15 protein-coding genes and 1 tRNA gene are annotated in these 15289 nt (G+C 58.5%); 7 read left to right on the top strand and 9 right to left on the bottom strand.

Going from position 1 to position 15289, the window contains the following annotated elements; all coding sequences use genetic code 11:
- Positions 1-1088 (top strand): ATP-binding protein (locus tag VGK48_13950; GenBank protein HEY2382276.1); only part of this gene is annotated, 1088 nt, incomplete at its 5' end.
- 212 nt (positions 1089-1300) lie between these two features.
- Here VGK48_13950 and VGK48_13945 read toward each other — a convergent pair.
- The 6 genes from VGK48_13945 to VGK48_13920 form a co-directional block, all read right to left on the bottom strand.
- A complete protein-coding gene (locus tag VGK48_13945; GenBank protein HEY2382275.1) occupies positions 1301-2782 on the bottom strand; it encodes a S53 family peptidase in 1482 nt (493 codons plus the stop codon).
- Positions 2783-2959: 177 nt separating this feature from the next.
- Positions 2960-3033: transfer RNA gene (locus tag VGK48_13940), tRNA-Asp, on the bottom strand.
- A 93-nt stretch (positions 3034-3126) separates the two neighbouring features.
- Positions 3127-4584, bottom strand: coding sequence for a M48 family metallopeptidase (locus VGK48_13935; GenBank protein ID HEY2382274.1), 1458 nt, complete (start codon positions 4582-4584; stop codon positions 3127-3129).
- Between the two features lie 128 nt (positions 4585-4712).
- The gene (gene bshB1, locus VGK48_13930) at positions 4713-5429 is read right to left on the bottom strand and encodes a bacillithiol biosynthesis deacetylase BshB1 (protein HEY2382273.1); all 717 of its coding nucleotides are present in this window, start codon (positions 5427-5429) and stop codon (positions 4713-4715) included.
- Positions 5417-5674 carry a glutaredoxin family protein gene (locus VGK48_13925; protein HEY2382272.1) on the bottom strand — a complete coding sequence of 86 codons (258 nt, stop codon included), beginning with the start codon at positions 5672-5674 and terminating at the stop codon, positions 5417-5419. The genes bshB1 and VGK48_13925 overlap by 13 nt, the downstream gene beginning before the upstream one ends.
- 307 nt (positions 5675-5981) lie before the next feature.
- Positions 5982-6902: a bifunctional riboflavin kinase/FAD synthetase gene (locus VGK48_13920; GenBank protein ID HEY2382271.1), complete on the bottom strand. Its 921-nt coding sequence runs from the start codon at positions 6900-6902 to the stop codon at positions 5982-5984.
- Between the two features lie 37 nt (positions 6903-6939).
- Here VGK48_13920 and mazG point away from each other — a divergent pair, with 37 nt between their 5' ends.
- The 4 genes from mazG to VGK48_13900 are packed head-to-tail and all read left to right on the top strand — an operon-like array spanning position 6940 to position 10919.
- Complete coding sequence (mazG, locus tag VGK48_13915) at positions 6940-7758, top strand: nucleoside triphosphate pyrophosphohydrolase (GenBank protein ID HEY2382270.1); 819 nt, start codon at positions 6940-6942, stop codon at positions 7756-7758.
- The gene (locus VGK48_13910) at positions 7731-8459 is read left to right on the top strand and encodes a GNAT family N-acetyltransferase (protein HEY2382269.1); all 729 of its coding nucleotides are present in this window, start codon (positions 7731-7733) and stop codon (positions 8457-8459) included. Before mazG ends, VGK48_13910 begins: the two co-directional genes overlap by 28 nt.
- Before the next feature lie 16 nt (positions 8460-8475).
- Complete coding sequence (gene menC, locus VGK48_13905) at positions 8476-9549, top strand: o-succinylbenzoate synthase (protein HEY2382268.1); 1074 nt, start codon at positions 8476-8478, stop codon at positions 9547-9549.
- Entirely contained in the window at positions 9546-10919 is a 1374-nt protein-coding gene (locus VGK48_13900) for an amidohydrolase family protein (GenBank protein ID HEY2382267.1), read from the top strand. Before menC ends, VGK48_13900 begins: the two co-directional genes overlap by 4 nt.
- Positions 10920-11033: 114 nt before the next feature.
- Here the strand turns inward: VGK48_13900 and VGK48_13895 are convergent, their stop codons facing one another.
- Positions 11034-12092 (bottom strand): VWA domain-containing protein, encoded by a 1059-nt coding sequence (locus VGK48_13895; protein ID HEY2382266.1) that lies wholly within the window; start codon positions 12090-12092, stop codon positions 11034-11036.
- Between the two features lie 328 nt (positions 12093-12420).
- Between VGK48_13895 and VGK48_13890 the strand changes: the two genes are divergently transcribed.
- A complete protein-coding gene (locus VGK48_13890) occupies positions 12421-13212 on the top strand; it encodes a Fic family protein (GenBank protein HEY2382265.1) in 792 nt (263 codons plus the stop codon).
- Between the two features lie 13 nt (positions 13213-13225).
- Here VGK48_13890 and ribA read toward each other — a convergent pair whose 3' ends face one another.
- Together ribA and VGK48_13880 are read right to left on the bottom strand one after the other, a co-directional pair.
- The gene (gene ribA, locus VGK48_13885; GenBank protein HEY2382264.1) at positions 13226-13858 is read right to left on the bottom strand and encodes a GTP cyclohydrolase II; all 633 of its coding nucleotides are present in this window, start codon (positions 13856-13858) and stop codon (positions 13226-13228) included.
- A 15-nt stretch (positions 13859-13873) separates the two neighbouring features.
- Positions 13874-14506, bottom strand: a complete 633-nt coding sequence (locus VGK48_13880; GenBank protein ID HEY2382263.1) for a type II secretion system protein GspG — start codon at positions 14504-14506, stop codon at positions 13874-13876.
- Positions 14507-14547: 41 nt separating this feature from the next.
- On the opposite strand from VGK48_13880, the gene moaD reads away from it, so the two are divergent.
- Positions 14548-15240: a molybdopterin converting factor subunit 1 gene (gene moaD / locus VGK48_13875; protein ID HEY2382262.1), complete on the top strand. Its 693-nt coding sequence runs from the start codon at positions 14548-14550 to the stop codon at positions 15238-15240.
- Positions 15241-15289 lie beyond the last annotated feature (49 nt).

The following is a 15289-nucleotide window of genomic DNA, read 5'->3' as shown; positions in this document are numbered from 1 at the left end:
TATCGCACGAGCTCCGCACGCCTTTAGGTGTGATCGTCGGCTGGTGCGAGATCCTGAAACGCCGTCAGCTTAGCGAGGCCGAGCAACCGGCGGCGATGGAGGCATTGGATCGCAATGCAAGGCAGCTCACGAGGCTGGTCGATGATCTGCTGGATGTTTCCCGCATCGTCTCGGGGACTCTGCGGCTAAGCCTGGCTACCGTTCCGTTGGACGCCATTGTTCGTTCGGTGGCCGATGATTTCCGGAGGCCGGCAGAAGCGAAAAGCATTGCGCTCAACGTCGAGACTCTCACGAAGCGCAGCTTTGTTCGCGGCGATCCGGCGCGGCTTCAACAGATTGTCAAAAATATCATTTCAAATGCGGTCAAGTTCACCCCGCCCGGCGGGAAGGTCAGTGTCCGCCTTTCTGCAGAGGGTTCGCTGCTGCATTTGTCCGTGCGTGATACCGGACCGGGAATCCGCCCGGACTTCCTGCCGTATCTCTTCAATCCTTTCCGGCAATCCGAGCAGGGTATGACGTCGCGCGATGGTCTGGGCCTGGGCCTGGCTATCGCCCGGAACCTTGCGGAATTGCATGGTGGAACGATTCGCGTCGAGAGTCCGAAAGGCGGCGGCAGCGACTTTGTCTTCGAAATTCCTGCAGCGGAGACCTCCCTGTCGGGATTAGAGCGCCCGGCAAATGAAGCAGACCTGCCGCGGCTCGACGGGGTGCACGTGTTATGCGTCGACGATCATGCGGATACACGCACCGTTGTCACCCACATTCTGTCGGAAAGCGGAGCGCAGGTGATTGCGGTGGAATCCGCTGCTGAAGCACTGGAAAAGATTCGAAAACAGAAGCCCGACATCGTTCTGGCCGATCTTTCCATGCCGGGTGACGATGGCTACGCATTGTTGCGCAAAATGCGCGCCATGCGCGGGCACGCGGGGAACCACATGCCGGTTGTGGCGTTGAGCGCCCTGGTCAGCGAGGACGAGCAGAAGCGCGCCATTCAGGCAGGATTTCAGGAGTTTGTCGGGAAACCTATCGACCGCGCCAGATTGATTGCGGTCCTGGCGAATACCTTGAAGGAAGCGCGAACAAGCTAAAGCCCGGCCAGTCCCCGCCTTTCCAAGGCGGGGTGCCCGAGCGATCAAACGTTAGACCGCTCGGGCGGGGCGGTTATCAAAGAACCGCACAGCACACCTTATTCTGTTGATGGAAATTACTAACCGCCCCGTCTGCGCCGCTATGGAACGGGCACATTTTGATGGCGCAGCCACCCCGCCTTGGAGAGGCGGGGAATGGTCAGGCTTACCCATCAATGCGGCTTCATATGTCCGGGAGGGAACAGGAATCCATTGGAATGCGGTTGCGAGGCCAGGACCGCCGAAAAGCCGTCCAGCGGTGTGGTGACCAGGATGACGAAGTTGACGAGTTGCTCCGCGCTCGGTGACCCCAATCCGCTTGCAGCATCCCAACCGGGTCCCGCCTTGAATCCGGGAACTCCGGCGAACGCGTTGTTACCGCTGGTGACATCGTTGAAAGCCTGGGAATATTCCGGCGGAATCAAACCGGCGAAATACAACGACCAGTTGATAAAGCCCAGAGCGTGTCCTGCTTTCTCGTCCGCAATCGCCGTGATCGCCGCCCATTGCGGCGAGCCCGCGCTGGTCCCGCCGAACAGATAAAAGCCGGCGGGTATGCCGGGAATGTTGAGATACGTCAGCAGGCCATGCAGTACCGCCGCGCTGTAGGTTACGTCGGGAACGCCCCGCTGCTTGCTGCCGCGGACAGCGGCGAGCTGGTAAAAGGGTTGACCGTAGATGACGCTGAATCCGCCGCCGCCGGCTCCGAAAGCCGGTTCGTTCCACACCCTCTCGCTCTGATAAGTTCCGGGCGCAGGATGCGTTGCCGGGTTGCAACTCAAAGCCGTCAGGCAATATGGCGCAGCGTGCAGTTCGGTTCCGCCGACGGAAGTGACCAGCGGATCCGAGGCCGGCGTGGACGCCGCCAGGGTCAGGGCGGAGCCGTCGCAGGTCGGCTGTCCTGAACCGAAATCGCCCGCCGAGGCAATGAGCGTGATGCTTTCCAGAGTGGCCTGCGCAAAGAGCTGATGTTGCTGGGCCAGAAGACCGGGATCCATGCAGCTTTCGTTCTCGCCGAAACTCTGCGAAATAACGTCGCCCAGATGATGATTCACCGCGTATTTCGTCGCGCTGAAGATATCCGCGTCGGCATCGGATTTCGCCAGAACCAGGACAATGTTGGCGCCCGGCGCAATGGCGTGCGACCACTGCACGTCGAGCGAAATCTCCTGAGCCCAGCCGCTCATGTCGGCATTCGTTGGGTCAAACGCGGTCAGCCCGTCCGGCGCGACCTGAGTAAACAATCCGAGGTGGGAATTGTTCGGACTTCCGAGGCCGTTCAGGCTGGGCAGGCCGTAGAACGCGTTGTAGGTATTCAATTCCTGCACGATGTTCGGCGACTGGAAAGCATCGACGATAACGATGGTTTTCCCTTTGCCATCGAAGCCGGCATGTATCAGAGGATCGATGTCATACGCGTGCCGAACCTGGTAAGGGTCATAGCAGACTGAAGTGGGGTCCAGACCCACCTGACAATTGAACAGCCCATAACTCGTTCCTGCGACGTTTGCGGGTCTCGCGGCGGGGCCGGCTCTTAAGAGCGGCGAAACGATCGCGTTTGGACCTGCGGAACGACTCCGGGCGTGGGGCAGGCAATAAAATGCCGCCGAAATAGCGACAACCGTGAAAATCAACGCAACTTTGAGCGCCTTCATCTTCTTTTCCTTTCCTGTCTGGGTTAGTTGTCACCTTCCTTTGTGCGCACGTCTAACGGCGAGTCCTTCGTCTTTGAGACGCCGGAGTTCTATCATTTTCGGGGGCATACTCTGAACTGTTTTCTTCGCGCCAAAGCAAAAAGCCCGGATTCGCATCCGGGCTTTTTGCTTCTGAAACGGGGTCGACGGGACTCGAACCCGCGACCTCCTGCGTGACAGGCAGGCGTTCTAACCAACTGAACTACGACCCCAGGGACAAACCAAAATCATACACGAGTTTGGGGCACAAAAAAATCGGAGCAGCGAGAATTGCTGCTCCGATCGGTGTTTTCTTTTAAGTAGGATCAGTTGCGCCGCTTGAGTACCGGCTTGTCGGGGTCACTGTCCTGCGGATTGTCGGAATTCGTCGAACTCGTGGATTGGGCCTGCGAGTCGGACGAACTTGAAGAAGTGGACTGCGCCGATGGGCCGGCCCCCGATGTGGACGATGAGGACGACGTGTTCGTGGAAGTGGAATCGGACGAACCACCCTGGGCGCCCGGAGCGCGTTTCAGCGTCGGCCGGTCATCATCCGGGGAACTGGTGTCCGTGCTATTGCCGCCGTCGCTGCCGGGAGCGCGCTTCAACGTCGGCCGATCGCCGTCATCGCCGGAGCTGGAGCCTCCGCCGTTGCCGCCGTTCGGATCGCGGCGGGTGGTCTGGGTTTTCCGCCGCAGGCTGGGCTTATTCGAATCTTCCTGCTGATTAGGCCGGCGATTCTCAAGCTGCGCCAGCTGCATTTTAACTCTGTTGAACTCGGATGTCGTGACCACGTACTGCTCGCGTGAAGGGAGAATCAGCTCGATGTTCTTCTTGTCCGCCTCGATGCGGTCGCCCGTCGGCGGATGTGTACTGAACATCTTGGAGACACTGCCGGGTTTGGCGCTTTCCTTGGCCTGCAGCTTCTCGAAGAAACTCACGGTCGCGGTCGGGTCGTAACCGGTTTTGTACATGTACTGGAGACCGAGATAGTCGGCTTCCGCTTCGTCCTTGCGCGAGAACTGCAGGAATGAAACCGGGATGATGAATCCCGCGGCCTGCCGGATCGCGAAGCCGCCGATGCCGCCCATGAAAATAAGCGGAATCGAAGCGACGTTTATCAGTTCACCTTTCGAATACTGTTCCGTGCCGTGGCGGGCCGCGACATGGCCGATTTCATGCGCCATCACGCCGGCCAGTTCGGCTTCTTCGTCCGCGGCGAGAATCAGTCCGGAATTGACGTAGAAGAACCCGCCGGGCAGAGCGAAGGCATTGATTTCATCGGATTCGACGACTTTGATCGTGAAGGGCACCTTCGCATCCGAATTGCGGACGATGTTCTGGCCCACGCGATTAATGTATTCGTTGATCGTCGGGTCGTCGATCAGCTTCACCTGACGTTCGACTTCAGCCGCCAGCTGGCGGCCCATGGCAATTTCCTTGTCCAGGGAGACGAAGTTGATGCTGCCCTTGTTGATGTCGCGGCTGCCGATATCATCGACGTCGCAGTTCTTCGGTTTCTTCTTGCAGTCTTCAGCAGCCTTTTCTTTGTCTTTGTCCTTTTTATCTTTATCCTTCTTGTCTTTCTTGTCCTTTTTGTCCTTGCTCGTGGAACTGGTGGATGCATCCGTGGCAGACGTGCCGGTCGACGAAGTGGATGCATTGGCTGGGCTCTGGCTTTGGTCTTGCGCCGGAGCGGAGTCTTGAGCGAGGAGAGAAAAGGGAACCGCGATCAAAAGGGCCAGGCAGAATCTAAGCCCCATGCGGGCTACCTTATGTGTCATCTGGTTTCTCCGCAGACAAAGTAGGTTCATCGTAAAGAGCGTCCAAAAATGTGTCAAGGGCTTTGACGACCGCTGAGCTAAACGGTTTCAGTCTCATCACCTTTTTACAAACGCACGTTGTTGGCCATTTACACGGAGTCCACCGGCAGCGTGACGATGTCGTCGACCGCCATGGATTCCTTCACCACGAAGGGCTCAGCATATTCGACTCCCATCAGGTGGCCGAAATACTTGCACTGGGTTGTAATGCGGTCGACCAGCTTGCCCCAGGCCGGGTAAAGCTCTGTGATATCACGGAGATCGCCTGCGAACTGGGAACCGAAACATTTGATCGCGGCCAGCTTCCGCTCCCACTGCGCGGTAATGTCGACAAAAAACGAGGACTTCACTTCCCAATACATCGACGCGTAAATGATCTTCTTGGGCCGGTGCGGCTGTCCAGCGACCGGCAGTTGCTTGAGGCCGGCGGCGTAACAGGCTTCGTAGCCGAGAGTTGCGGCCGTGTAATGGTCGGGATGGCGGGCCTCCCAATAAGGCAGGACGACGGTCCGGGGCCTCGCTTCGCGAATTTTTTCGGCCAGCGCGAAGCGGTTTTCGATCGATGCCGTGAGCCGCGAATCCCCGAAGTTCAAGCGTTCGCGCCACCTGGCCCCGATCGCAACGCGCGCCGCTTCAGCTTCCCGGGCGCGGATTTCCGGAGTACCGCGGGTTCCCATTTCGCCTTGTGTGAGGTCGAGAATGCCAACCGAATACCCTTTATCGACCATTTTGATGAGGGTTCCGGCGCAAGTCAGTTCGATGTCGTCCGGATGGGCAGCAATCGTCAGAACGTCTACGTTTTCCACAGTCGCTTCACCTTTTCGAGGAGTTCATGTTCGTCGACATGGTATTTGAAAGCTTTGTTCCCGTTGATAAAGACCACCGGGATCTGCTCGCCGTACGCCTTTTCGAGTGCGGGATCGGACTCGATGTTGATGACACGGAGCGCAAACGGGAAGCGGGCCTGAACCCGTTCGATCACACCCTTGGCGTCGTCGCACAGGTGGCAGCCCGGCCGGGAGTAAATATCAATCTGGATGAGATTTTCCATAGTCACGGCTTTGCATAAAATGTGGCTGACAGCGACATTCCCCGCCTTTCCAAGGCGGGGTGGCTGCGCCATTAACAAAATGGCCCCGTTCTTTAGCGGCGCGGACGGGGCGGTTAGTAACCTCCATCAACAAATAAGGTGCGCTTCGCGGTTCGTTACTAACCACTATTACTGCTTCGCCCTTTCGGGCTCGCGCTTCGCGCCCGCCCTCGCGTTTCTACCGTTTTGATCGCTCGGGCACCCCGCCTTTGAAAGGCGGGGAATGTTCACCTCGGCCACTTTTTGTGCAAAGCTGCAAAGCCCATAGTCACACCCTGCGGAAAAACTTTTCCGCGCGGCGGACATCGATCGCGATCTGTGCGCGCAGTTCTTCCGGCGAATCAAATTTTCGCTCGTCGCGGAGACGGTGCAGAAAATCGAGCTGGGCCGTGACTGCGTCTTCCGGCACCGGAGCATTCAATACAAACGTTTCGACGGTCAGCGACGTTTCGTTGAAGGTTGGACGCGTGCCGATGTTCGTAACCGCATCGAGCATCCGGCCGTTATCCAGCGCGATCCGCGTGATGTAGACGCCGGCCGCCGGAATTAACTCGTTGGCCGGCTCGAGATTCAAGGTTGGAACCTTCATTGTCCGGCCGCGGCCGGCGCCGGAGACGATCTTGCCCTCAATCCCGATCCAGCGGCCAAGCAGGCGGCAGGCTTTCGATACGCGTCCGGCGCCCACGAGTTCGCGGATCCGGGAACTGCTGACGATCGTGCCCCGCACGCGAACCGCAGGCACTTCGATGATTTCGAAATCCGGCTTGAACTGCCGCAGCGTTTCGATCGAGCCCCGCTGTTTGTATCCGAAATTGAAGTTTCCGCCGACGCAAACCGAACGGGCATGGAATCCATCGATCAGGTACTGCCGGACAAATTCTTCGGGCAGCAGACGGGAAAACGGCAGATCGAACTTCGCGATAAACAGCAGATCGATGCCGGTGCTCTCGATCAGCCGGACCCTCTGATCCAGCGTGCTGATCATGCGGGGGGCCCGGTCCGGCGCCAGAAACCGTATCGGGTGCGGAGAAAACGTCATCGCGGCCGCCTGGACACCCAGCTCGCGGGACCGCTTCACCACGGTTTCGAGGATCCGGCGATGCCCGAGATGAAGGCCGTCGAAGTTCCCGATGCTGACGACCGATGCCTGCGAGATAGCGGCCTCGGCCAATGAGGTGACAACTTTCATCAGGTTATGAATTTAGCACAGCCCCTATAATGAGTTTATGGCCGGAAACACAGGCTCAAAGTTCGAGAAACTGGTCGAAATCATGGCGACGCTGCGCGGGCCGGCCGGCTGTCCCTGGGACAAACAGCAGGACTTCAACTCGTTGAAACCGATGCTCGTCGAAGAGGTCTACGAGGTCCTCGAAGCCATCGAGAACAACGATCCCGACGGCGTGTCCGAGGAACTCGGCGACCTGCTGCTGCATGTCGTCTTTCACTCGCAGCTCGGCAGGGAAGCCGGGCAGTTCGATATCGATACCGTCATCGGCAAAATCTCCGAGAAGCTCGTTCGACGTCATCCGCACGTCTTCGGGAATGAATCCGCTTCGACGCCGGAAGAGGTCATCAAAAACTGGGAAGCCATCAAGGCGCAGGAAAAGGCGGAGAAGCTGAAGAACCGCACGCCGGAACAGCGCTCGCTGCTCGAAGGGATCCCCAGCAAGCTGCCGGCGATCCATGAGGCCCATCAGATCTCCGCACGCGTGGCGCGCGTCGGTTTTGACTGGCCGGATGTCGAAGGCATCTTCGACAAGCTCGAGGAAGAAGTGCGCGAGCTGAAGGAAGTGATCGAGAACGACAGTGAAGACGACAAGCGCGCCCGGCTGGAAGACGAGATCGGCGACATGCTGTTCTGCATTGTGAACATCGCGCGCTTTTTGAAGATCGACTCCGAGTCGGCGTTGAAACGCGCAAACCGTAAATTCAAATCGCGGTTTCAATACATGGAGAGGCAGCTCGCCGGGCAGGGAAAGAGCCTCGATCAGACCTCACTGAATGAAATGGAAGCGCTATGGCAGAAGGCCAAACTTCAACCATAATCCGGCCGCTCACCACGTTTCCTGAATTCGAAAGATGCGTCGAACTGCAGCGCGAAGCCTTCGGGTCGTCCGAGGTCGATCTGCAGCCCCCGCGCTTATATCTGGTCCAGACCATGATCGGCGGACTGGTCCTCGGCGCCTTTGACGGGGAACGGATGATCGGCTTCCTGAACTCGATGCCCGGGATCCGCGCCGGCAAACCGTACTGGCATTCGCACATGCTGGCCGTCGCAACCGATCACCGGAACGCCGGTATCGGCGCGAAGTTGAAGCTCGAACAGCGCGCCGCGGCGCTCCAGAGAGGCATCGGCCTGATCCAGTGGACGTTCGATCCGCTGCAGGCAAAGAACGCCTGGCTGAATCTCGAGAAACTGGGCGTCATTGTCCGCCGTTATCAGGTCGAACTCTATGGCCCGCTCACATCCATTCAAACCGACCGCTTGATTGCGGAATGGTGGTTGAACGAACCGCGTCCACGCATTTCACCCGGCGACGATGTGCGCCGGCTTTATATTCCGGCGGATGTTCAGGCCTTGATGCGGCAAAGTCCGTCGTCGTTCAAGGACCTTCTGTTTCGTGTCCGCGAACAATTCCTGAAAAACTTCGGGGATGGCTACTTCGTTGCCGGTTTCGAGCGCACCGGCGAATGGAGCGCCTATCTCCTGATCCCTGGGGCATCCCGTGTTTATCCAGCGGATTGAACTTCGCGAGCTGCGCATGCGGCTCCTTCATCCTTTCGAAACGAGTTTCGGTGCGACGCAGGACCGCCACATCATTTTAGTGAAGACGGCCGATGGCGGGCAGGCCGGCTGGGGGGAAGTCACGGCCGCCGAGGGCCCGTTCTACAGCTACGAAACCTGGGAAACCGCGTGGCACGTGCTGCGCGATTACATCATTCCAGGCGTCATCGGAAGGGAATTGGACGGTGCCGCGGGATTCGGCGAGCTGGTTCGCGGCATTCGCGGCCACAACATGGCGAAGGCCGGAGTGGAAACGGCGTTGTGGGATCTTGAAGCGCGGCGCCGCAACCTTCCCTTATGGAAAATGCTCGGTGGAACGCGTGATCGTATTGATTGCGGAGTTTCCATTGGCATCCAACCGTCGATCGGCAAGCTGCTCGAGAAAATCGACACGGAAGTGAAGGCCGGCTACCGCCGTATCAAGATCAAAATCAAACCGGGATGGGATGTCGAAGTGATCCGTCAGGTACGCGAAGCGTTCCCGTCGATTGCGTTGATGGGCGATGCCAATTCGGCATATACGCTTGCGGATGTGGACGTTTTCCAGAAAATGGACCACTACAACCTCATGATGTTCGAACAGCCGCTCCACTATGAGGACATGATCGATCACGCCGAGCTTCAGCGGCAGATTGCGACGCCGATCTGCCTGGATGAATCGATCCATTCGGCCGAAGATGCGCGCAAGGCGATCCGGATCGGCGCCTGCCGGATCATCAACATCAAGCTCGGCCGCGTCGGCGGCCACCGCGAGGTGCGCGCCGTTCACGATGTTTGCCGCGATGCCGGCGTGCCGGTGTGGTGCGGCGGGATGCTGGAGTCGGGAATCGGCCGGGCACATAACGTGGCCTTGTCCAGTCTGGAGAACTTCTCGCTGCCGGGGGATGTCTCCGCCAGCAAGCGTTACTGGAGCGAAGACATCGTCGATCCGCCGGTCGAGGTTTCGGCGGATGGGCGGATCGCGCAATCGGACGGCCCGGGCATTGGCTATCGCGTCAAAGAGGATCTGATCGAACGGCTCACCGTGCGCTCACAGGTTTTTTCCGCATGACGGTTTACGAAGCCGACTGGATCTGCCCGGTCTCATCTCCACCGGTTCGCGGCGGCTGCATCGCGGTGGAAAACGGACGGATCCTTGCGGCGCCGCCGGCGAATGCACCGGGCGTTGTCCGGTTTCCCGGATGCGCCATCATTCCAGGCTTCGTCAATGCGCATTCGCATATCGAACTCACTATTTTACGCGGCTACCTCGATGATCTGCCGTTCGGGGACTGGATTCCGCGGCTGACCCACGCGAAATACAAAGTGCTTTCGCGCGCCGACCTGCTCGCATCGGCGCGCCTGGGAGCGATCGAAATGTTGCGCGCAGGCGTGACGTGTCTCGGCGAAGTGATGGATCTCGGCACGGCCTGGACCGCGATGGGGGAGTTCGGGCTTCAGGGCATCGCTTATCAGGAAGTCTTCGGACCGGCCGAATCCCAGGCCGATGACGCCATCGCCGGCCTCAGGGAAAAGCTGGACCGTTACCGTCCGGACGAACAGGCGACGCTGCGCCTTGGAGTTTCGCCACACGCGCCCTTCACGGTTTCGGCGAAACTTTATCGCGCGGTCGACGAGCTTGCACGCCGGGAGCGTCTCCCATTGACGACGCACATCGGCGAATCCGAAGACGAAGGTCTGTTTGTCCGCCGGGGCGCCGGGATTTTCGCGGAACGCTGGGCTGAGCGGGGCATTCCGGTAGAGCCGCCGGGCTGCAGTCCGCTGGCGTATCTCGCGCAACTCGGGTTGCTGCGTCCAGAAACGCTTCTGGTGCATGCGGTCGATCTGGAAGACGCGGATCTGCAGCTTCTCCGCGAAAGCCGGCCGTCGTTGGTGCATTGCCCGAAGTCGAATGCGAAGCTCGCTCACGGGATCGCCCGGCTGTCGGAAATGCGGGAAACCGGGATTTCGATCGGCCTGGGCACAGACAGCGTCGCCAGCAACAACGCCGTCGATATGTTCGAGGAAATGCGGTCGGCGGTTTTCCAGCAGCGCGCCCGCACGAAACAATTCGAGGCCCTCAATGCGCAAGCGGCATTCCGGATGGCCACGCTTGGCGGCGCCGAGTGCCTGGGTTTAGGCGATCAGCTGGGCAGTCTGGATGCCGGGAAGCGTGCCGATTTTGTGGTTATCGATTTGAGCGATATTGCGTTGCAGCCGGTATTTGACCCTATTGAAGCGATGGTTTACTCGGCTTCGCGGCACAACGTTCGCGCGACATATGTAGGTGGTCGTGAGATGAAACCGGATGTGTCCTCGATTTTAGAGGACGTCAAAACAGCGGCTGGGAAATTAGCCACCAAAGGCATAGCGCGGCTATACCGCAATCAAACTGTTTTAGCCGCAGATGACGCGGATGACGCAGATGGGGGCGCATCATGAAGTTCGTTTTTGCGCCCCATCTGCGTCATCCGCGTCATCTGCGGCTAAAACCTTTGTCAAAAAAACTAAAACTTACGGCCTTGTCGCGATACTGGCTACACTCCCGGGATGCCGTCAGTGGCGGAGATTGGCGTAATACCCGTCGCGCGCAGAAACCTTGAAACGCTTTCCGGCGTCGATGCTGACCTTGCGGAAGGCGCCATCCCAGTCCTGATTCGCGGGCCGATAACCGATACTGTATTGATGATGCAGTTCGTCGGCAATCTGCTCGAAAGCCGCCTGCATTTTCTCGAATCCTTCCACACGGATGACGCGTCCTCCGGTTTCGACGGCCAGACGTGAGATGCGGAATTCGTCTTCGTTCCGGAAGATGTGACGGATATCGCAATCGTCACGGCCGCTTCGCGGCGCATGTTGGACTTCGAGAACATACGCGATGACGTCGTTTTCTTTGAGTGTCTTCAGGGCATCCCTCAGCGTGCTTTCGCTGTGCGCATCATCCGCGAGCGCTGCGATGACGAGGACTTTCCGTCCGAACTCCGGGCTGAGAAAGCGTTCAACCGACTCATTCACCGCGTCATACAACTTCGCGACCCGCAGGCTGGATGTGTCCGGAATGTTCGGAGGCATCGTAACAGGCACCGGAAGCCTGCCGGGAATTGGAAAGGGCTGCGTGGTCCGCGGGGTACCCTGGGTCGGCAGCGGACCGTCGTCAAAAATGCGGGCGCCTTTCCGGATATCCTGGGCTCTGTCTGCGAGACGGACCGCATCTTCGATCGGCACCTGCAACGTTTCGACATGCGCTGCATAGCTCACGAGAAAGCCCTGATCGTTCGGGCGCATCACGGTTCGGAAGAACTGCGAGGCGGCGTTCGCCTCGAGCCCGAGGGTACGGGCCATCACCGTGCTTGTGTCCAGGAGCACGCCCACATTCATCGGCAGATCGTTGTGATCCGCGAAAAATGAAATCTGCTGTGGCTTCCCGTTTTCAACGACCTTGAAAGCGTCTTTTGTGAGGCCGGTCACCAGACGCTCGCGCTTATCCCTCACCGTGAAGTAGATCGAGACGACATTCACGTCCGCGCGCACCGTATCCCGCTGGGGAACGGGAGCCGCTGCGGGAACCATAGCGGCCAAGCTTGCCAACAGGATGGGAAACACGATGGATTTCATATGCCGCTCCTCTGAATATTGTCGAACTTCGACGTGCCCGGCGGCAATGTGATAGCAAAAGACGTTTTCTTCAGGGCCGGAACATGGCTGGAATCAACATGAATTGTGAGCGACCACCCCGCCCTTCGGGCACCCCTCCTCCTCGAGGAGGGGAGTTGTTATTCCCGAAATTTCAAACTGAGACACTACCTTCCCTTGACTCTGCAGTGAAATCACCCGCCTTCTCGGACGCTATGAAGGGCTGAGTGGAGCGAAGCCACAGCCCAAACTCCGGCGGCTGAATCGTATCAGGACAATTCAGGGCAGCCTGGCGATCGAGGGAAATACATTGTCTATTGAGCAGGTAACGGCATTGCTCGATGGGAAACGCGTCGCCGGATTTCGGAAGGATATCCTCGAAGCGCAGAACGCCAATGCCGCCTATGATCAAGCCACGGATTTTGAGCCGTACTCGATCTCGTCTCTCCGTCGAGCACACGCAGTTCTCATGAACGGAATCATTCCGGATGCCGGCAAATGGCGGACCGGCAGCATCGGGATCATGAAGGGATCGAGGGTTTCTCACGTCGCTCCCAAAGCTCAGTACGTTCAGGGATTGGTGAAGGAACTGCTCTTATTTGTCAGAAAATCGAAATCAACACCACTCATTTCCTCGTCGGTCTTTCACCACGAATTCGAGGTCATTCATCCGTTTTCGGATGGAAATGGGCGAATGGGCCGGCTTTGGCAGCACGTCTTGTTGGTGCGGTTTCACCCCGTCTTCGAGTATGTCGCTGTGGAATCGATCGTTCGCGAGCGGCAGAAGGATTATTACCGGGCCCTGGAAGAAACCGATCGCAGCGCCGACTCAACCGTCTTTGTCGAATTCATGCTCAGGGCGATATTGGACGGCACCCAAGGCTTGTTGAGTGAATTGCGCGTGGAGGCCGTTGTGCCTGAAGATCGGCTACAAGCTGCCCGTGACCGGTTTCAACGGGAGTGGTTTTCGCGGAAAGACTATCAGTCCTTCTTTGTCAGGCTCTCCGCACCCACCGCCAGCCGCGATCTGAGACTGGGAACCATCGAGAAAATACTCGAAAGAAAGGGCGACAAGGCTCTCACGCGATACCGGTTCAAGTGAGAGAACCGGTTCCCTACACCTTCGAGAGCAAGTGCCCGAGTTTCGCCTTTTTCGTCTGGAGGTAAACCTTGGTGCTGTCGGATGGCTGTATCTCGATCGGGACGCGTTCGACCACGTGGATGCCGGCATGCTCCAGAGCTTCGATTTTCCGGGGATTGTTGGACATCAGCCGCACGCCGGTGACGGCAAACGAGCGCAGCACCTCGGCGCATAGGTCATAGTTGCGCTGATCCGCTTCAAATCCAAGGTGGCGGTTGGCCTCGACCGTGTCGTGTCCCGAATCCTGAAGTTCGTATGCCAGGAGCTTATTCATGAGACCGATACCGCGGCCTTCCTGAAGCTGGTAAATCAGGATGCCCGTCTCGCATTTGGCAATCTTTTCGAGAGCCAGATGGAGTTGCGCCCCGCAGTCGCATCGTCCGGAGCCGAAGACATCGCCGGTAAGACATTGGGAATGAATACGGACGAGCGGCGTTTTCTCGGCAGCGAGATCGCCGCGGACCAGGGCAACGACGCTTTCGGATTTGTCGGACGATTCGAAGCCGAAGAGGCGGAACGTGCCGTAATCCTCGGTGGGGAGGCCTGTTTCCGCGACTTTAGTTGCGGCTGCGGCCTGTCGGCCTTGCGCTTCGCGAATGACATTCATGAGAGTTGAATTATATCACGGCGTAAGAGTTCGCCCGTTTTCCATCACGATGTCGTCCGCCGTACCAACTCTACCGTCCGCTCCTCGTGAAACGAGCCGGAACGTGGATGGGCCTGTTAGTTCATAGATGATGGGCTGACCCCAGCCGTCTTCGCGTACAAGCTGAGCCATATAGGTGGGACTCAAGATGTCGGTCAGCCCCACAATATCCTTCGCATTGGGCAGCATGCCGTTCATGGCGCGGTATTTTTCGATTCCTGCCGTCAGTACCTGCATCGATTGTGCCGTGGTGCGGCGGCGGCCGTCATTGATGGCCGCGAGCAGTTCGTCAAGGCTGATCCAGTCGCGGTCGCCGAGGCGGACGGCTTCGACCTTCCACTCGGCATTGGCGGTGGCGCGCTTGAACTGGAAAGCCAGCGTGATGGTCGCCTCAGCGATGGCTTCGTTTTCGCTCTGTGAGACGATGCGCCGGATTTCGATTGCATCTGGAATCAGCTTCGAACGGCCGATTTCGGAGATTTTCTTGCGCGCTTCATCGTGGGAAAGGCGGTTAGCGGTGCAGGAACAAAGGGCGAGACAGGCGATCAGCAGGGCGAAGCCCAAGGCCGGCCGGACGCAGCCGTAACTGAAGTGTAAGGCCCGATTCATTGAAGTCCGCCAGTGTAGCATTTGTGCTAATATCCGACAAAATGCAGGTCCGGTTACTCTTCTTCGCTACACTCAAAGACATTGTCGGCGCGCGGCAACTGCAACTCGATGTTCCTGCGGGGGCGACCGTGTCCGACGTGCTCTCGCGGCTGGAGAGCGCCTATCCGCGAATCAAGGATTACCGGACGGTCGTGTTGACCGCGATCAATGAAGAATATGTCGATCAGTCCGCGGCTGTGCAGGAGGGAGACGAGGTCGCAATCTTTCCGCCCGTCAGCGGCGGCGCGGTCGACTCCGATACCCTGAACATCGCGCGCCCCGGTGACCTGTACCGGATCACGCGGGATGTCATCGATGCTCAAAAAATCGCCAGGCAGATGCTGCGTCCGGAAGACGGCGCGATTTGCGTTTTCGAAGGCGTCGTGCGAAATAATTCGAAAGGGAAGCGCACGCTGCACCTCGTCTACGAGGGGTATGACGCGATGGCATTGAAGAAGCTGGAAGAAATCGGAACGTTCGTGCGCCAGGCGTGGGAGATCGGCTGCATCGCGATGGTGCATCGCCTGGGACGCCTGGAGATCGGCGAAACCAGCGTCGCCGTCATCGTCACTTCACCGCATCGCCGCGCCGCGTTCGATGCCTGCCATTACGCTATTGATAAATTGAAAAAAGTGGTTCCCATCTGGAAGAAAGAGTTTTTTGAGGATGGCGAGCTCTGGATAGAGGGACAGTAGCCGCAGATGACGCGGATGACGCGGATGGGCGCGGCAAAGGACTCTTAAC

The organism is Terriglobia bacterium (assembly GCA_036496425.1).
In the GTDB taxonomy this organism is placed as follows: domain Bacteria; phylum Acidobacteriota; class Terriglobia; order 20CM-2-55-15; family 20CM-2-55-15; genus 20CM-2-55-15.
This window is presented reverse-complemented; position numbering and strand designations above follow the sequence as displayed.

Bases quoted from the DNA above. Each gene is read 5' to 3' on its own strand.
- VGK48_13945 (HEY2382275.1), bottom strand. From the start codon at position 2,782: ATGAAGGCGCTCAAAGTTGCGTTGATTTTCACGGTTGTCGCTATTTCG.
- VGK48_13935 (HEY2382274.1), bottom strand. From the start codon at position 4,584: ATGACACATAAGGTAGCCCGCATGGGGCTTAGATTCTGCCTGGCCCTT.
- VGK48_13925 (HEY2382272.1), bottom strand. From the start codon at position 5,674: ATGGAAAATCTCATCCAGATTGATATTTACTCCCGGCCGGGCTGCCAC.
- VGK48_13920 (HEY2382271.1), bottom strand. From the start codon at position 6,902: ATGAAAGTTGTCACCTCATTGGCCGAGGCCGCTATCTCGCAGGCATCG.
- mazG (HEY2382270.1), top strand. From the start codon at position 6,940: ATGGCCGGAAACACAGGCTCAAAGTTCGAGAAACTGGTCGAAATCATG.
- VGK48_13910 (HEY2382269.1), top strand. From the start codon at position 7,731: ATGGCAGAAGGCCAAACTTCAACCATAATCCGGCCGCTCACCACGTTT.
- menC (HEY2382268.1), top strand. From the start codon at position 8,476: ATGCGGCTCCTTCATCCTTTCGAAACGAGTTTCGGTGCGACGCAGGAC.
- VGK48_13900 (HEY2382267.1), top strand. From the start codon at position 9,546: ATGACGGTTTACGAAGCCGACTGGATCTGCCCGGTCTCATCTCCACCG.
- VGK48_13895 (HEY2382266.1), bottom strand. From the start codon at position 12,092: ATGAAATCCATCGTGTTTCCCATCCTGTTGGCAAGCTTGGCCGCTATG.
- ribA (HEY2382264.1), bottom strand. From the start codon at position 13,858: ATGAATGTCATTCGCGAAGCGCAAGGCCGACAGGCCGCAGCCGCAACT.
- VGK48_13880 (HEY2382263.1), bottom strand. From the start codon at position 14,506: ATGAATCGGGCCTTACACTTCAGTTACGGCTGCGTCCGGCCGGCCTTG.
- moaD (HEY2382262.1), top strand. From the start codon at position 14,548: ATGCAGGTCCGGTTACTCTTCTTCGCTACACTCAAAGACATTGTCGGC.